Origin of the sequence: Pseudomonas reactans (genome assembly GCF_013385825.1) — a bacterium.
Classification (GTDB): Bacteria; Pseudomonadota; Gammaproteobacteria; order Pseudomonadales; family Pseudomonadaceae; genus Aquipseudomonas; species Aquipseudomonas reactans.
In genome coordinates, this window is record NZ_JACAPG010000002.1 from 486180 (window position 1) to 502659 (window position 16480).

Sequence of the window (16480 nt, forward strand, 5' to 3'; positions counted from 1 at the left end):
AGATTCTGTAATCAGCGCCCGAAACGCACGCCGTAGCTCATACCCACTGTGCCGCCGGACTTGCCATCCCCGCCCTGTGGCGCAGATTGGTAGCCGAAGGTGAGGGCCAGTTCGTCGTCACCCAGGACTTCGAAGCCGACGCCGGTGTTGATGCCATAGTTGAAGGTTTGGTCGGTCCACTGCCAGCCCGCCGTCATGTCCACCAGCCAGGTGTATTGCGGCTTGCTGCGCACCAGCGCGCCAGGGATGCCGCGACGCCAGGACGTGCCGACGTAGAGTTGGCCGTAGCGGCTTTGCAGCAGATCGCCCGACGGGATGGTCTGCAACTCGATCGGATCACCAGGCTCAGGCGGCGCGACATCAGGCACCCGAATCGGTCCTTTGAAATCGCTGGAGAGGTAATCCAGGTTGCGATCCTTCACGTTGTTCTTCTGGTAATCCACGCCACTGCGCACCGTCCAGTTAGGCCCGGCGAATTCCAGCGTGTGGTTAAGCTCCAGCTTCAGCGCATGACCATTGCCCAACGAGTCGCCGGCACGGGTCGAGAACGAGCGCTGTGCCACTTCCCAGCTCAATTGGTCCCGTGCCGTCAGGCCATGGCGACCGCCGACCCAGGCGCGGTCCTGTTGGCCGAAAGCACGCATCAGGCCGCTGTCGTCGCTCTTGCGATGCCAGTCCAGGCCGGTTTCGATCTGGTGGCTGTTGCCCAACTGCCACATGCGCGACAGGCCCAGGCCGTTACGGTCGTCGTCCTTACGCTGGCTGGTGTCGGCGAACAGCTTCCAGCTGCCGTTTTCCACCGAGCGCACCAAGGTCAGGGCCGCGTTGCTCTCGTCGCCGATGCGCGAGGAGATGACGTCGTCGCCTTTATAGTTGCCGTGCTCCATCTCGACATCGGCGTACCAGTTGTCACCCAGGTTGTGGGCGATTTCCAGGCGCGGCGAGTCAAACGACAAGCCACCGAAGTCCTGTTTCTGATACGACAGCAAGGCACCTTGCGGGGTGGCTTCGTGGATCTCCACCGCTTGGCGACGCAGTTGCTCGTTTACCGAATCCTGCTGGTCGTCGCCCAGTGCAGACAGGCTGGTTTCCAGGGCCTCGTTGGTACGGCCCAAACGGCTGAGCGCTTGTGCACGCTGCGCCGGGTTCAGGTCGCTGCTGGCCAACAGGGTTTCGACCTGGGCTTTATTACGGCTGCGCAAGGCTTCCTGGATCTGCTCGTAACGGTCGACCTTGAGGCCCTGGGTACGCGCCCAGGCCAGCCAGTCGTCTTTCTGCGCTTGCTGGTTGGTCGCATCCAGGCGGGCCAGCAGACGTTCGAACCACAGCTGTTTCATCGCTGGCGAACCGTCTTTCCACTTCAGCAGTGCTTGCTGGGCCTTTTGCGGCGAGTAGCTGCTCGACATCAAGCGCAGCCAGATCGCATAGCGCTGGGACGAGGGTTGCAGGTTCTCGGCTTCGGGGCTGCGCAGCAACTTCAAGCGCAGGCGCTGGGCAGCGTCCTGGTAGCCGGACGTTTCCAGTGCGTCGGCATACGCCGCCTGCACCAGCCAGTCGTTCGGGCTGAGCTTGAGGTACAGGCGATACCAGGCCAACGCCTCGGCATCGCGCCCCAATAGCTGGCTGGCACTGGCGAACGGCAGCCAGAGCAGACGGTCTTCCCGTGCATAGGCACGCCACTTGGTCAGCAGAGGTTTGAGCTTTGCCGTGTCGGCCTGGTCGACGTACAGCCAGGTCAAGCGCTCGCGGAACAGGTTGTCATCCGGGTAGCGCGACAGGCCCAACAGATAGAGACGCTCGGCCTCGGCAGTGTCGCCCTGCTCCACCGCCAAGGCTCCGCGTACTGCCAGGACCTGGGCCTGCTCGTAGGCCGCCGGGTATTTCTTGGCGTCTTCCAACAGGGCCACGACCTGATCCCACTCCTGCAGCTCCTGGGCCAGTTGCAACGCCTCGACCAACCGTTGCGGGTCCTGGGCGCGGTGCCAACTGTCGACCATCAACTTCAAGGCGCGCTGGGGATCGCTGGTGCGATACAGGGTGATCAACTGGCTTTCGTCGCCACTGGTCAGCTTGCCGTTGAGGGACAGCAGCTTTTCCAGGGAGACGCGCAAGTCTTCGTCGCGTTCCAGGTCCCAAGCGAGCGCCGCACGGGTGCGCCAGTACTCAGGGTCATCGATGGAGGCGTCGTCCGACTTCACCACTTCCCAGGCCGCTTGCTCATCAAACAGCTTCATTTCCGTACTGGCCCAATCGACCAATTCGGCGGTGGTCAGCTTGTAGCGTTTGGCATAGTCCTTGTAGAGCTTGCCTTTGGCCGCGAACTGCCCGGTGTTTTCCAGGTTCTGCAACAAGCGCGTCCAGGCCAGGCGATGGGCCGGGTACTTGCGCAGGTAAGCGCGCAACCAGGATTCGGCTTCAGCGGGAGTGCCGCGTGACTCATGACCGTAGATCAACGCATCCAGTTCGATATCCGTGAGCGGGCGCTGCTGCATGATTTCAGCAAGCAGCGGAATCGAGCGGGCAAAGTCGAATTGCAGGCTGGCGAGGCGCCAGGCGTGCTCGCGGACTTTCGGGTCTTCCTTGAGTTTGAGCAAGCGAATCCAGTAGTCCAGCGCGGCCTCGTTGTCGCCGCGCCATTCACCGAGCTTGGCCATTTGCTCCAGCAACGCGGTGTCATCCGGGTAATCGACCACCAGCTCCTGACCGGTTTCCCACGCACCCGCCAGGTCATTGATAGACAGGCGCACCTGGAATTCCTTGACCAGGATTTTGCGGTTGTCAGGCTCCAGGTCATGCCACTGCTGGAGCACCCGCTGGGCCAAGTCGAACTGCTTGGTTGCAACGGCGATATCCACGCCTTGCTCCAGCCACGCTACGTCGGTTTGCGGGTTCTTCAGTTGGGGCAACTCGTCAGCCAGCACTTGCGCGGCCTGCTCGTCACGTCCGGCCGAGAGCAGGCTGTTGAACGCGAGTTGCGCATACTCACGCTGCTCACTCGGCTGTCGGGCGTCGCGCTTGAGTTGCAGATAGATGTCTGCGGCGCGCGCAGGTTGCTCACCCGCCAGGTACCACTGTGCGGCTGATTTGAGCGCATCGGTATGTTGCGCCGGATCACGCCCTGCGATCTCTTCAAACACCGTGGCGGCAAATGCCGGCGCCTGCAGGTTCAGCGCCAGCTTCGCCAGGTTTTGCAGTTGGGCCACCGGCAGCTTGCGATGGTCGAAGCTTTGCAGACGCTCGACCAACGCCTGTTGCGCGATCAGGTCGTTGCCACTGGCCGCGATCAGCGCATCCAGTTCCAGGCGATAGTAGGCCTGGATTTCCGGCTGTGGCTTGGGCCAAGCATCCACGTGTTGACGCGCTTTGGTGTAGTCACCGAGGCGAATCAGCAAATCGACCAGTTGCAAACGCAAGCGATCGTCGTCCGGGTGCGCCGTCAGCAACAGCTCGGCATAGTTAGCCGACACGGCGTCGGGTTCACGCCCGTCCGGTTGAAATACTTCTTCACGCTGGAAGGTCGCCCACAGCAGGCCGCCCACGGCCACCGCGACCACTGCCAGTGCCCATGGATTGAGCAGGCGGCTGCTTTTAGTTGCAGAGGAGTTGACCATTACTCACCTGCTTCATAGGAAGTTGAAAAGTCCAAAGGCCGGCCGAAGCCTTGCCCGCGAATCGCTGCCCATCGACTTCTACGCGGCAGGCGGTTGCCGAGCGCACGGAGAAGGTCAGGTCGAACTGACCGGCGAAGGAAAAGCTCACGCGACGATCGTCCAGGTAACGCCAATCGAGTAACGGCACGTTGGCTTCCTCCAGTGCTGGGCGAGGGTCTCTGTCAGCACGCAATGCCAACAACGCCCGGTCACTGCTCAAGGCCACGTAGCGCCCTTGCGGCAAGTCGCGAACGCCAGCGATACCTTGGGATTTGAGCAAATCCGGCCAGCCCATATTGGCGTCGAGGCGCACGGTGCGCAGTGCGTCCATCCCGCGAATCTGCCAGGCGCCGTCAGCTGTACGCGCCAGGCTCGACTGGTACAGACCATGCAGACGATCGACGTAGTCGCTCATCCACAACGACATCGGTTGCTGCTCACGCATGTAGCCGTAGATCTCGTGCATGGCCTTGATCGAGGCCTGCTTGGTGCTGGAATAGAAGTGATAGTAAAGGTGCAGGCCACGCAAGCGGCGCGGGCTGTCGGTCAGCTCGAAGGTCTCGATCAACTCACGGAACCCGTAGTACGGGCCTTTCCACAGGTTGGTGTACAGGTTCTCGTTGATGATCGGCGCGTAGTACTGCAACCCGCCAGGCGTCGGGCGCAGCAAGGGGTTGAGGCCGGTCAGCGACGGGTCGGCCTTGGTCATGATGGTTTCGGCGCCGTTGACGTTCTTCAGGCCGGCGTCATACGCCAGCTTGATGGTGTCCGAGGACGGCAATGCATCGCCTGGCCAGAACACCATCTTCACCGGCTTCTGCGGGGTGGTCAGGTTCTGGTTGATGTAGTCGCGCGAGCCAAAGATCTCGCGGCGAAAATCGATTTTGTTGTAGCCGGCGATTTTCATGTTCAAGCCGTATTCCGGGTTGAAGTTCTCGCGTTTCTTGGCTTTGTCCGGCTGCATGAAAAACGGGTGGCTGTAGGTGTGCGTGGCCACTTCGACTTTAGGGTTGGCGAAGATCTCACGGGCAATCGGCTCAAGCTCACGCGCCAGGAACGGGAAGGCGCCGCGCGGCGAAATCTCGCCTTCGATGATCGACACCGACGTCAGGAACGGATTGGGCTTGATGTAATCGTCCAAGGTGTGACGACCGGCGTAGGGCGTACCCCGCACTTCGGCACGGGAGGGGAAACCGTCGCCATCGATGTGCACGGTCGCAATGCGCCGGCCATTTTCGGTGGTGGTGTCGGGCCGTGGTTGCGCCGGCAGATGCAGGCTGGCCTGCAGGAACGCGAACGGATCGAGAATCCAGCGGCTGCGCTCGTTGTTGATTTCAAGCAGGTAAGGCGCAAGCGCAAGGCCGCCCCATTTACCGACCACTACCGGGTTGAAAACGGCGCCATTGGCACCGCTCAAGGACAGCGCCGGGGTTGGGCCGTTGGGCAATACAGAAACCGCTGCCAGGTCACGCGAGCGAGGCACCACCGGTGCCTCGAAGGCGCCCAGCAACGCCTTGTCCTGATGGGTGATGGTCAACACTTGAGTGGCCGGTGGGGCATCCCGCTTGAGGCCCAGGCGCTTGAGCAGCAGCTTGTCCTCAACCGGCAAGCCACTGAAAAACACCACCGGAACCTGTTCGTCCAGGCGTGCATTGAGAAAGCGATTGAACGCGGGTGCATCCTGCGGCGGGCCGCTGGTCATCCAGGTGACGACGCCCGCGTACAAGCCACTGAAACCGTAGAGCGGCAGGTCACTGTTGGCGGGCAGATAATCGACACGGTAACCGAGGTACTCCAACAAACCACCCAGGTTGCTATGGCCGGCGGCATCTTCCAGCGCGCCTTCACGCGGGTCGTAGATCATCGCGATACGGCGCGGCTGGACCTCGATGCTGCTGATACCCAGGGTGTTGAGGTCCGGGGTGCTGATGTAGGGGATGAAGCCTTCATCGCGCAGACGCTTGGCGAGCTTGCGCGCTTCTTCACGACGCTCCGGTGGCAGGTAGTCGATGGCCACCAGCGGCACGCCCTTGGCGCGCAGCGGTTGCAGGTGGGTTTCGAGCCACTGGCGATCGGACTCGGACACCGGGCGATAGCGTTTAGCGGAAGCATCCCAACCGGCATGAATCGATTCGACCGCCACGGCGGCGGCAACGCCGTCCAGCTCAGGCAACACTTCGAAACCACGGTTGAAGAACAGCTTCAGGTTTGGCTGACGCTTGTGCAACTCGCGCAACAAGCTGGCCAGGCCGACGCGTTGGCTTTCGCGCGAGGCCTGGGGCATCAGTTGGAAGCTGTCGAGGGTATCGAGGAACAGGCCGGCATAGCCTTGCGCTTCCAGTGCCTTGGCGCGCCCGAACAGGTGTTCACGCCAGGCCGTCGAGGTGAGGTCCATCACCTGGCTGTTCCAGGCGTCGTTACGCACCGGGGACACCGCTTTGCTCAACCCGGCTTTCTCGACCTCGGCCTTGTTGCCATCGAATTCGCCGATGGACAGGTAGGCAAACGGCTGGCTGCCCAGCGCCCGCAAGGTCTTCACATCGGCGGGTGTCATGTGGCCCGGCTCGACCACGGCCCAGTCGAACTGCGACAGTTCCGGCAACGGCGGTTGCTCGGCGTACCAGAAAGCCACGCTGCTCGGTTGAGAGACAGCAGCAGCGTGCACAGCCGGCCCACCGACGAATAAGGCAAGAGCGGCAAACAGCCGCTCAGCGATCGCGCGGACACGCGTCCTGCGGAAAACGATTTCCATAATTCACTCTTGAAGATGACTGAGCCAATACTGCGTAAACGTCGGGCGAAGTGACCGGCGAACTACAAACTGCGCAACAACTGCGCCAAACCCTGGCCGATGGACGTCGGTTGCGGGAGTGCAAAGCGCTCCAGCAGACGGGTGTTATTGGCGCGCGAGTGGCGGATGTCGCCTTGGCGTGGAGCCTGGTATGTCACGTTCAACGCAGTGCCGGTGGCATTGCCCAGTTCAGCGATCAGGTCGTTGAGACTGGTCGAGCGGCCAAGCCCTACGTTGATGGCTTCAGGTGCCGGTTCGCGGGTCTCGACTGCCTGGACGAGAATGCTCACCAGATCCTGCACGTAGACAAAATCGCGGGTTTGCTCGCCGTCACCGAACACGGTAATTGGCTTACCCGCCAACGCGCGTTCGGTGAAGATGCTGATCACACCGGAGTACGGCGAAGACGGATCCTGGCGTGGGCCAAAGATATTGAAGAAACGGAATATTACCGGTTCCAGGCCATGTTCGCGACGGTAGAAGTCCAGGTAGTACTCACTGGCCAGTTTGTCGCTGGCATAAGGCGTCAGTGGGGACTTGGGGGTGTCTTCGGCGATGGCCGTGCCTTCGCCGTTGTTGCCGTAGGTCGCTGCGCTGGAGGCAAACACTACGCGCGTCACGCTGGCCTTGAGCATGCTTTGGCACACATTAAGCGTGCCGACGAAATTGGCCTGGTGGGTGGCGACAGGGTCGTCCACCGAAGCCTGCACCGACGCTACTGCAGCCAGATGCACGACGGCGCTGCAATCAGCCATGGCCTGTTCGACCACGGCGCTGTCCGCGACATCGCCAATCATCAACTCCAGATCAGGATTCCCGGCGGGCAGGTTAGCCACCTTACCGGTCGACAAGTTATCCAGTACGCGAATCTTGTAGCCTTTACCCAGCAAAGCCTCTACCAGATGTGACCCAATAAAACCTGCACCACCGGTAACCAGAATTCGTCCTACAGCCATGAAGTTTACTTCCTAAGACTCGAGTGCAGGCACGCAGTAGCGAACCCGCTAATTAAAGGTGATAGTGTTTAAGGGCTACCCTGACCAACGTCGCCTGGCCATCCGAGTCCAAGCCGCCTTATCCCTGAATCTTGAAGAACCACAGCATGGGACGAATGCGCGTCGCTAATGTCATTTTAATGGCTTAGAGCCATCAAAATCGTCGCGAATGATGTTGGATCCTAAAGGGACTGTCAATGCATTGTCTTACTTGCCGCCAAACGGCACTCAGACGTCAAAAAACAGTCATTAATTTGACGGCATTAATAGAACACAGCGTTCTTGTCACCCTTCCAGGCATCGTGTTTACTGCGCCAATCGCAGTCTCCGAAGCATCATGGCCGAGACGATCCCCATGACGAATGCTCCGCCCGCCATCAAGCTCAGCACGCTTCGCCAAATCGCTCCCTACCTGAGCATGCGGGGTGTATCGCCGCTGGAGTTCTTTCGGCGTTTTGGCATATCCCCACATGTTTTCCAGAACCCGGAAGCCTGGGTGCCGCGGGCGGCCTGCTTTCATATCGCGAATGAAATGGCCGCCATCGCCCAGGATCCCTTCGGTGGAGCGATGATCGGGCATTTGACCGATGTGCGCTCAACCGGCATGTGGGGCGAGTTGATCCTGGGCTCGACCAACCTTGCCCAGGCGTGCGCGGCGGCGGCCGTTCATACCGACCTGCTGCACCAGGGCAGCGAAGTCAAGATTGTCACCGAAGGCCGTACGACCAAACTGATCCAGCATTTTACCGGGCATCACGGGGCGGATCCGAAGCAGGTCATCTTCGGCACCTTGGCGGTGCTCAGAAAAGTGCCGCTCATGTCAGGCGCACCGGGAGCCATACGCGTGCACCTGAAGAACCCGAGAGAACCAGGCGACGAGGCGCTTGAGGAGTATCTGGGCCCCAACCTGGTCATGAATGCCGACTACAACATGATCGAGTTCGATCGGGAGTTGCTGGAAATCCCCTTGCGGCCTGTCCGGGATGTCGCCTGGAAAACCACTCAAGCCTTGAACTCGACCGCTGCGGCCGCCGACGTGCTCGCCCAGCAGATCGCGGATCAGGAGTTCTCCAAACTGGTCACTATTTCCAGAAAGATCGGGCTGTCTGTGCGGACGCTGCAGCGACGCCTTGAACATTGCGGCATCGACTTCGATGCACTGCGTGACGAGACACGTCGCAGCGAAGCCCTCCAGTTGATTGCCAGCGGTCGGTACAGCGCGACTGAGATTGCCTACATGGTCGGCTACAGCGATCCCGCGCATTTTACCCGTGCCTTCAAGCGCTGGACCGGCAGCCCACCGTCGCGCTATCGCGCCCTCTTGAAACACGATCGTTAACCCCCTCGCTTAATCCCTCGGGCCACGCTCAGCGGAGGCCTTCGCGTGCCCGCTCGCTGTGCTTTTGGCACCAAATGGCAAGTTCGCGCCAGGGCGTTCTTATACAGTCAAAAAATCAACGCTAACTTATAAAACCCAGAGGTTTCAATGACCCCATCATCCACGGCCTGCCTCTTCGCCATGGCGCTGGCTGCTTATGGAAGTGCGCACGCTCAGTCATCCCCGGAGGCTGTGATACCGGTGGGTGTGGATAACTTTGCGCGTGCCGAGTCCGATCTCTACCTGGGCAAAATGGTCGCTACAGGCAGCTTGGGCCGCTTTGTTCATAGCCGTGAAGCCGTGCCCATCAACGCCCAGAATGTGGTGCGGATGAATCGGGACACGCTGTATTCATCAGCGGTATTCGACCTCGATGCCGGCCCCGTCACGATCGCCTTGCCTGAGGCCGAGGGGCGGTTCATGTCGATGGCGGTGATCAATGAAGACCACTACGTGCCCATCGTCACCTACGGCGCCGGCCGCCGGACACTGACGAAGGAGGCAGTCGGCACACGCTATGTGTTTGTCGCCGTGCGCACCTTCTTTGACCCCACGGATCGCCAGGACCTGGAAAAGGTACATGCCTTGCAGGACGCCATCACCGTCGACCAGGCCAAGGTCGGGGAGTTCGTGGTACCGAAGTGGGACCCGGCCAGCCAGGCAAAAGTGCGTGAGGCCCTGGAGGTACTGGGCTCGACGATTCCCGATTACAACCAGTCGTTTGGTCCCAAGGGCAAGGTCAATCCGATTCATCACCTGATCGGCACGGCCACTGGATGGGGCGGCAACCCGGCGAAGGATGCGATCTACCTCGGCGGCGTGATGCCTGCGAACGACGGCAAGACCGTTTACCGACTCAAGGTCGGCGCTGTCCCGGTCAAAAGCTTCTGGTCTGTCAGCGTTTACAACGCGGACGGCTACTTCCAGCAAAACCCGTATGACGCCTATTCACTGAACAATTTAACCGCCCAGAAAAGTGCTGACGGCTCGATTGCCATCCAGTTCGGCAGCTGTGACGGGAAGATCGCCAACTGCCTGCCGACTACGCCCGGCTGGAACTACACGGTTCGGCTGTATCAGCCGAGTGACGAGATCTTGAGTGGCCAATGGCGTTTTCCGAAGCCGCAGCCTGTCGCTCTCTAATTCAGGAAAAAATCGATGACAACGCTCGGTGGTTCAAACGTGTTCAAGCATTCGACGACACTCATTACAGGTATCACTCTCGCTGTTGCGATGGCGTTGCCAGCACACGCAGGCGACTCGAACAGCGAGCCGTCCGTGACGGTTGGCGGCGGACTCGCGGTCGGCCCGTTGTACGAAGGTTCGTCGCACTACGCTGCGTTTCCGTCACTGAAACTCAAGGCCGTGTTGCCGACTGAAAACTGGGGCAAGTTCACTGCGGCCTTCCCGGACGGGCTGCGCTGGGACTTGCCGGGGCTATCGCCCTTCGGCGTGGCCTTGCTGTTGGGATACGACCAGGGGCGCAAAGAAAGAATCCACACCCTGGGTGGCCGTGACGACTACCTCAAGGGCATGGGCAACCTGGACAGCACGGCCCTGATCGGCGCAGAAGCCTACTGGATCCTACCCGCCGGACGCCTGTTCGTTCGCGGCCTGCAAGCCAGTGAAAGCCGCAACTACGGCGGCGAAAACCTGGGCCGTACGAAGTATCTGGAAGCCGGCTTCGCCACCGCCTACGCGCTGTCTTCGACGTTAATCCTGGACTCGACGCTGTACGGCACCTGGAGCAATGAGAACGACATGATGGCCCGCTATGGCGTCACAGCCCAGCAAGCCGCGCGCACTAAGTTCGATGAATACCACCCCGGCGGCGGCATGCGCGACGTGACCTTGAAGCTCGGCCTCACCTGGCAATGGCAGCCACAGTTGGCGCTGGAAGGCGGCATCAAGACCTACGCCCTGGTCTCAGACGCGCGCAACAGTCCATTGACGGGTGAAAAGGTGGGCGCAGGCGCCTATCTGAATGCCTTGTACCGATTCTGATCAGGGAACAATCGATGAACATACATCACATGCTGCTGGGGCTGGCCGGCCTGATCGGCGCGGGGCTGGCGTTTGCCGACGAGCCCGTCACCAAGATCACAGACCCGCATTTCAAGCTTGCCCCTGGCTATCTTGACTCGAAGGATCTGCCATTGCGCCTGGCCTTGCTTGGCGCCCCACCCAAACCTGACTCCGCGGCCCTTGCGCGGGATGAAGAAGCACGGCGTGCTGCATTGTCGCTACGTGGCACGGCCCGGGAAACACTCGCGGCGGCGGACGCGGAGCTGGCCTTCCCAGGCCCGGCGCAAGCCTTCTCCTGCGCGATGGGTACACCGATCACCGAGAAAAACACGCCACATCTTTATACCTTGATGCAGCGCACCCTGACGGACGCCGGCGGCTCCACCTATGCCGGGAAGAATGCCTACAACCGCACCCGACCTTTCGTGGCGCATAACGAAGGCACCTGCCGCAAGGATATGGAGCCCTTGCTGCGCACGGATGGCTCCTGGCCGTCGGGTCACTCCGCTGCCGGTTGGGCCTGGGGGCTGCTGCTGGCCGAGATTCAGCCGGCACGCGCCACCGAGTTGATGACCCGTGGATTGTCCTTCGGCCAGAGCCGCGTCATCTGCGACGCACATTGGCAAAGCGACGTGGATGCCGGTCGCATTATGGGCGCCGCGACCGTGGCGAGCTTGCATGCCAATCCAGCATTCCTGGCGGATTTGGCGGCGGCGAAAGAGGAGGTCAAGGCGGCTCAAAAAGCCGGCCTGAAACCTACGCAAGACTGTGGGGCGGAAAGTGTGGCGCTCTCGCTGACCCAGCATTGATCGGAGAAACGCCATGATGCACTTACGACGCCTGACGCTGGTGTTGGGCGCCTTTGCGGCAATGCCAACCTTGGCCACGGCCGCCGACGGCGAGGGCTGGACCTTCAACGGTGGACCTTACCTGTGGGGTGCCGGCATCCGCGGGCACGTGGGCCATCGCAGCACCGGCACCCAATTTATCAAGTCCGATTTCTCCGACATCGCACGCACGGTGGATATGTCGGTGATGCTGATGGGCGAGGCGCGTCGTGGTCCCTACAGCGTGCTCGCCGACCTGATGTACATCGACACTGACACCCGCAACCGCCTGCCTGGAGGCAAGCTTGCCAACAAGCTCGAGGTGGAAAGCAAAACCGCCTCCGGGTTCCTGGGAGGCGGCTATACCGTGTGGGGTGATGCAGACCGGCGGTTGGATGTGGCCGGCGGGATGCGCGTCTGGTACAGCAGCACCACCCTCACCTTTCATGGCGGACCCGCTGGAGGGCGGTCCGGCTCCGACAGCGCAACCTGGGCCGACGCCATGGCCGGGCTGCGCGGGCATTATGCGTTGAATGACCGGTTCTGGTTGTCATCCTGGGGCATGGCGGGCGCCGGGCAATCCAAGGAAGACTGGGACCTGGCGGCGCTGGCAGGCTGGGAGTTCTCGCCTGGTTTCTCGGCCGTGGCCGGCTACCGGGCGATGGGCGTGAATTATCGTCACGATGGTTTCGTCTACGACATCGTTCAGAAAGGGCCGTTGCTGGGGATCACTGGGCGGTTCTGAGACGGTTTTTTCTGCGCAGATGAATCATTTGTGCCGTCAGGCCGATCACCAGCGCCACCGCAATACTCGCCTGCGCACCAAGCAACACGGGCGATTGCAGGTCCGTCACGAAGGGGTGGCCATCGGGAACGCGACGCAACGTTTCAGAAACGGTGGGCACCATCAGAAAGAACGCGGTCAGGCTCAAAAAGATCGTTTCCAGGTACACACGCGCCCGCCCCAACCAGGCCAGGTGCCCTACCCCATAACCCGCCAACAGCAGCGCAAGGGTAAGGACGCCGATGATGTTGCTGACGGGTTGATGCGCCACCAGGAACACGGTGAAGCCGCCGATCAACATCGACACAAAATAGAACAACCCCGGCACTGACCGAGGCACGATGCGCCCGTGCTTGATAAACATGTAGGCGGCCAGTGGGATAGCCGGCAGGCTGCCAAGGGTGTGAAGCCAGCCAAGGGCGGAGATTCCGAACATTTCTGTGTTCCCATGTAGTTGGATGACGTGCATAAACGGCCAACGCTGCAAACGTTCATCTCTATGACGCCGGCACGCTATGATCTCGGGGGTCAGCTTAATGACGGCGGGATTGGAGCGACATGATGAATCCCTTGGAAAACTTGATCATTCATCCGGAAATGCAGCTGGAAGGGCTGGCCAAAGGCGATTTGCTGTCCCAGGTGCTGGCTCAGATTCGTCTCACGGGCGATCGCGTTTATTCCTGCGCGCTCGCCGACGCGCAGGGCCTCGATCTTGATGAAAAGAGCGCGCATATCTGCGTGCTTCAACACGGCAAACTGCATCTGGAAGTGACCGATCAACCGGCACAGATCTTGAACCCAGGCGATGTCATCCTGCTGCCCCACGGTCCTGCGGGCCTCGTGATGACGGCGGTGGATGGGGCCGCAAGCGTGGTCATCTGCCGCTTCTGGTTCGACGCGAGCAGTTTCCAGGCCATGCTGTTTGCCCTGCCGCGGCTGATTCATATCCAACACGCCGAAGCCGCCGCCTGGTCGGAAGGCATCCTGCATTTCATGTTGCTCGAAGCCCATGACACACAACCGGGCGGTGCATTGATGATTTCGCGGCTTATCGATCTGGTGGTGATCCGCATTCTGCGCACCTGGGTGCAGCAGGGTGTGGCCTCCGGATGGTTGGGTGGGCTGTCGGACGCGCGTATCGCCCGCGCGCTGAAGGCCCTTCACGAAACGCCGGGCACGCAGTGGCGTATCGACGCGCTGGCGGAAATTGCGGGGATGTCACGCTCGAACTTCTGTGAACGCTTCACTACGCTGGTCGGGCGCTCGCCGCTGCGTTATCAAAATGAATGGCGCCTGACCCTGGCGAAAACCATGCTGTCCAGACAGGACGCTCGTATCGGCGAAATTGGCTTTGCGATTGGCTATGAGTCCGAGGCGGCGTTCAGTCGCGCCTACAAAGCCTTTTTTGGTCGCTCGCCACGGGAGGACAACGCCCGGCCGGGGTAGGCCGGGACGTGTTCATCAATGACCCGCGCTTTGCCCACCGTCGACATGCAGAATCTCGCCGGTGACAAAGCCAGCACGTTCCAGATAGACGATCGCCTGGGCGATATCACTCACTTCCCCCATATGCCCGACCGGGTGCAATTGCCCGAGCGCCGCGTGGGTTTCTTCGCTGTGCATCGGCGTCTTGATGATCCCCGGGCTCACCGCGTTCACCCGAATCCCACGCTTGGCGTATTCGATCGCCAGGGACTTGGTCGCAGAATTCAGCCCGCCCTTGGTGAGGTTGGCGAGTACCGACGGCACGCCGTCAATCGCGTGATCCGCCAGGCTGGTGGTGACGTTGACGATATGGCCAGCGTTGTTCTTTTCCATCTCGGCAATGGCGAGTTGGGTGATGTAGAAGAAGCCGTTGAGGTTCACCGCGAGCACATTGGCGTAGTCCTCCTGGGTGTAGGCCGTGAATGGCTTGGCGATGAAGATACCGGCGTTGTTGATCAGGCTGTCGATGCGCCCGAAGGTGGCCAGGGTTTCGCGAATGACGCGCTGGGCGGTGGCCGGGTCGGCGATGTCGCCAGCGACGGTAAGGATGTCCGGGTCGGTGGACGGCTGGATCGAGCGCGAAGTGGCAACGACCCGGTAATCCAAAGCGCGGTAGGCCTGGACCACGGCGGCGCCGATACCTTGGGACGCGCCGGTGATGATGACAACTTTTTTCATGAGGGTTCTCCAGTAGGGATTCAGGCTTGGGATTTGCGGTATTCGGTGGTGGTGATGCCGGCGTAGCCCCAGTTATCGGTATCGACTTCTTCGATGACGATGTGGGTCAGGTCCGGGCGTTTGTGCAGGACGCGTTCGAGGGTTTCGGTGAACTCGGCGATGACCTGGGCTTTTTGCTCAGGGGTAACGCCATCACGGGTGATACGCAGGCTGACAAAGGGCATGGCGATAACTCCAGTGGCCGGCCATCGGGGTGATGGGCGGGCAGTGGGGCCAATTTAGGCTTGCGTCGGAAGGGGATAAAGGTGGGGACGGGTACTTCATTCGTACTGCGGTGTAACAAGACAGCGCTGGAATGCCAGGCATAAAAAAACCCCGAACCAGTCGGGGTTTTTTATCGCCTGGAATCAGGCGCGACGCCGGATCAATTAGAAAACGTTGATCGGGTAGTCGGCGAACAGACGGATTTCGTTACCGCCTACGTTGTACTGGTCAGCGTTGTTGGAGACACGCAACCAGGAGGCGCGAGCACGCAGGCTCAGGTCTTTAGCTGGACCGCTCTGGACCACGTACTTGAACTGGTTCCAGATTTCACGCTCGGTGCCATCGCCACGGTTGGTACCGTCGTCGATGTTGGTACCGCGAACGTAGGCAACGTTGTAGGTCAGGCCTGGTACGCCGAAGGTGGCGAAGTCGATGCCGTAGCCAAGCTGCCACGAACGCTCGTCCTTGCCGTTGAAGTCGGACCAGTAGGAGTTGGCCAGCAAGATGGTGTTACCACCATCACCGATGCCGCCAGCGTTGCGGTAGCCGCCGTAGAGGTAACCGGTGTCGCCGGTGCTGCGCTGGTGCGCGACGGTGAAGCTGTGCGGGCCGACAGCCCACGTCGCGCCCAGGCTCCAGATCTTGTTGTCACGCGCGTTTTCGTCTTTCTGGTTTTCCAGCGCGAAGCTCTTGTCCAGCTTGGTTTTGTAGCCGTTGAAGTCAAAGGTCAGCGACTGCTTCTCTGGCAAGGCCAGCACGTAGTTGACGTTGACGTATTGCTTCTTCAGCACGTCCTGCATATCGGAGGCGTACAGCGCGGCCGACAGGCTCTCGGTGAATTTGTAGCTACCACCGATGTAGTCGATGCTTTTCAGGCGACCGCTGTCGGTGCCTTCCATGCTCTTACGGGCTTCTTTGGTGAAGTGACCCGCGTCCAGTTGCAGACCGGCGATCTCTTTGGAAACGATCGAGGTACCGGTGTAGGTTTCCGACAACAGACGGGAGTTGTCGTACTGCAGCACAGGCACGGCCGGGAACTGATCACCGTACTTGAGCACGGTGTTGGAAACGCGGAACTTCACGGCAGCGCCGCCCTTGGCCAGGTCGTGTGGTGCCGAGCCAGGGTTGTTCGAGCCATCAGGGTTGGTGGTGCCATTGCCCTGTTTGAAGAAGTCGATACCGCCAGCGCCGGCACGGCCTTTACCGCCGTCCAGACGAATAGCGTATTGGCCGATCACGTCCACACCCACACCGACGGTGCCTTGAGTGAAGCCGGACTCGAGCTTGCCGATGAAGCCTTGGCCCCACTCGGCTTTGTCTTGCTTGCCGTTCTTGTAGTCACGGCTGATGTAGGCGTTACGTGCGGCGATGTTCAGGTGGCTGTCTTCGATAAAACCCTTGGACTGGTCCTGGTCGTTTGCCATTGCTGTCGATGCGCTCAAAATCCCCAGAGCGATCAGACTCATCCGTTGCTTCAACATTTTTTTGTATTCCTTATTCCTGGTTGAGTACGCGCTATGACACCAGGCTCCGTGTCGCTTTTTCTGGTGTCGACTGATTCCGGAAAAAAGAAGGCCCGCGGACGACTTAACAGGCCGCGGGC

At 60.7% G+C, this 16480-nt stretch carries 13 protein-coding genes; 6 read left to right on the forward strand and 7 right to left on the reverse strand.

Annotation, left to right across the window (positions count from 1 at the left end):
* Positions 1–11: 11 nt before the first annotated feature.
* The 3 genes from HX868_RS02305 to HX868_RS02315 all read right to left on the reverse strand — a co-directional run bounded on the left by HX868_RS02305 (position 12) and on the right by HX868_RS02315 (position 7397).
* Complete coding sequence (locus HX868_RS02305) at positions 12–3611, reverse strand: tetratricopeptide repeat protein (protein ID WP_177001773.1); 3600 nt, start codon at positions 3609–3611, stop codon at positions 12–14.
* Positions 3589–6402, reverse strand: a complete 2814-nt coding sequence (locus HX868_RS02310) for a bifunctional glycoside hydrolase/polysaccharide deacetylase family protein (RefSeq protein WP_095014302.1) — start codon at positions 6400–6402, stop codon at positions 3589–3591. Before HX868_RS02310 ends, HX868_RS02305 begins: the two co-directional genes overlap by 23 nt.
* A gap of 62 nt (positions 6403–6464) precedes the next feature.
* On the reverse strand, positions 6465–7397 hold the full coding sequence (locus tag HX868_RS02315; protein ID WP_177001774.1) for an NAD-dependent epimerase/dehydratase family protein: 933 nt from the start codon (positions 7395–7397) through the stop codon (positions 6465–6467).
* 394 nt (positions 7398–7791) lie between these two features.
* On the opposite strand from HX868_RS02315, the gene HX868_RS02320 reads away from it, so the two are divergent.
* The 5 genes from HX868_RS02320 (at position 7792) to HX868_RS02340 (ending at position 12411) form a co-directional block, all read left to right on the forward strand.
* Positions 7792–8775, forward strand: coding sequence for an AraC family transcriptional regulator (locus HX868_RS02320; protein WP_177001883.1), 984 nt, complete (start codon positions 7792–7794; stop codon positions 8773–8775).
* Between the two features lie 147 nt (positions 8776–8922).
* Positions 8923–9957: a DUF1254 domain-containing protein gene (locus HX868_RS02325; protein ID WP_177001775.1), complete on the forward strand. Its 1035-nt coding sequence runs from the start codon at positions 8923–8925 to the stop codon at positions 9955–9957.
* Between the two features lie 15 nt (positions 9958–9972).
* The gene (locus tag HX868_RS02330) at positions 9973–10818 is read left to right on the forward strand and encodes a MipA/OmpV family protein (protein WP_177001776.1); all 846 of its coding nucleotides are present in this window, start codon (positions 9973–9975) and stop codon (positions 10816–10818) included.
* Positions 10819–10832: 14 nt separating this feature from the next.
* Positions 10833–11648, forward strand: coding sequence for an acid phosphatase (locus HX868_RS02335; RefSeq protein ID WP_246355466.1), 816 nt, complete (start codon positions 10833–10835; stop codon positions 11646–11648).
* 13 nt (positions 11649–11661) lie between these two features.
* On the forward strand, positions 11662–12411 hold the full coding sequence (locus HX868_RS02340; RefSeq protein ID WP_177001777.1) for a hypothetical protein: 750 nt from the start codon (positions 11662–11664) through the stop codon (positions 12409–12411).
* On the opposite strand, the gene HX868_RS02345 is transcribed toward HX868_RS02340, so the two are convergent.
* Positions 12395–12886: a hypothetical protein gene (locus HX868_RS02345; protein WP_177001778.1), complete on the reverse strand. Its 492-nt coding sequence runs from the start codon at positions 12884–12886 to the stop codon at positions 12395–12397. The two genes, HX868_RS02340 and HX868_RS02345, sit on opposite strands and share 17 nt — an antisense overlap.
* A gap of 125 nt (positions 12887–13011) precedes the next feature.
* Here HX868_RS02345 and HX868_RS02350 point away from each other — a divergent pair, with 125 nt between their 5' ends.
* Positions 13012–13896 carry an AraC family transcriptional regulator gene (locus HX868_RS02350; protein WP_246355467.1) on the forward strand — a complete coding sequence of 295 codons (885 nt, stop codon included), beginning with the start codon at positions 13012–13014 and terminating at the stop codon, positions 13894–13896.
* A 15-nt stretch (positions 13897–13911) separates the two neighbouring features.
* Here the strand turns inward: HX868_RS02350 and HX868_RS02355 are convergent, their stop codons facing one another.
* The 3 genes from HX868_RS02355 to HX868_RS02365 all read right to left on the reverse strand — a co-directional run bounded on the left by HX868_RS02355 (position 13912) and on the right by HX868_RS02365 (position 16358).
* The gene (locus HX868_RS02355) at positions 13912–14613 is read right to left on the reverse strand and encodes an SDR family NAD(P)-dependent oxidoreductase (RefSeq protein WP_068933759.1); all 702 of its coding nucleotides are present in this window, start codon (positions 14611–14613) and stop codon (positions 13912–13914) included.
* Between the two features lie 20 nt (positions 14614–14633).
* On the reverse strand, positions 14634–14837 hold the full coding sequence (locus HX868_RS02360; RefSeq protein ID WP_016979078.1) for a tautomerase family protein: 204 nt from the start codon (positions 14835–14837) through the stop codon (positions 14634–14636).
* Positions 14838–15041: 204 nt separating this feature from the next.
* A complete protein-coding gene (locus tag HX868_RS02365) occupies positions 15042–16358 on the reverse strand; it encodes an OprD family porin (RefSeq protein ID WP_033898687.1) in 1317 nt (438 codons plus the stop codon).
* Positions 16359–16480: the final 122 nt, after the last annotated feature.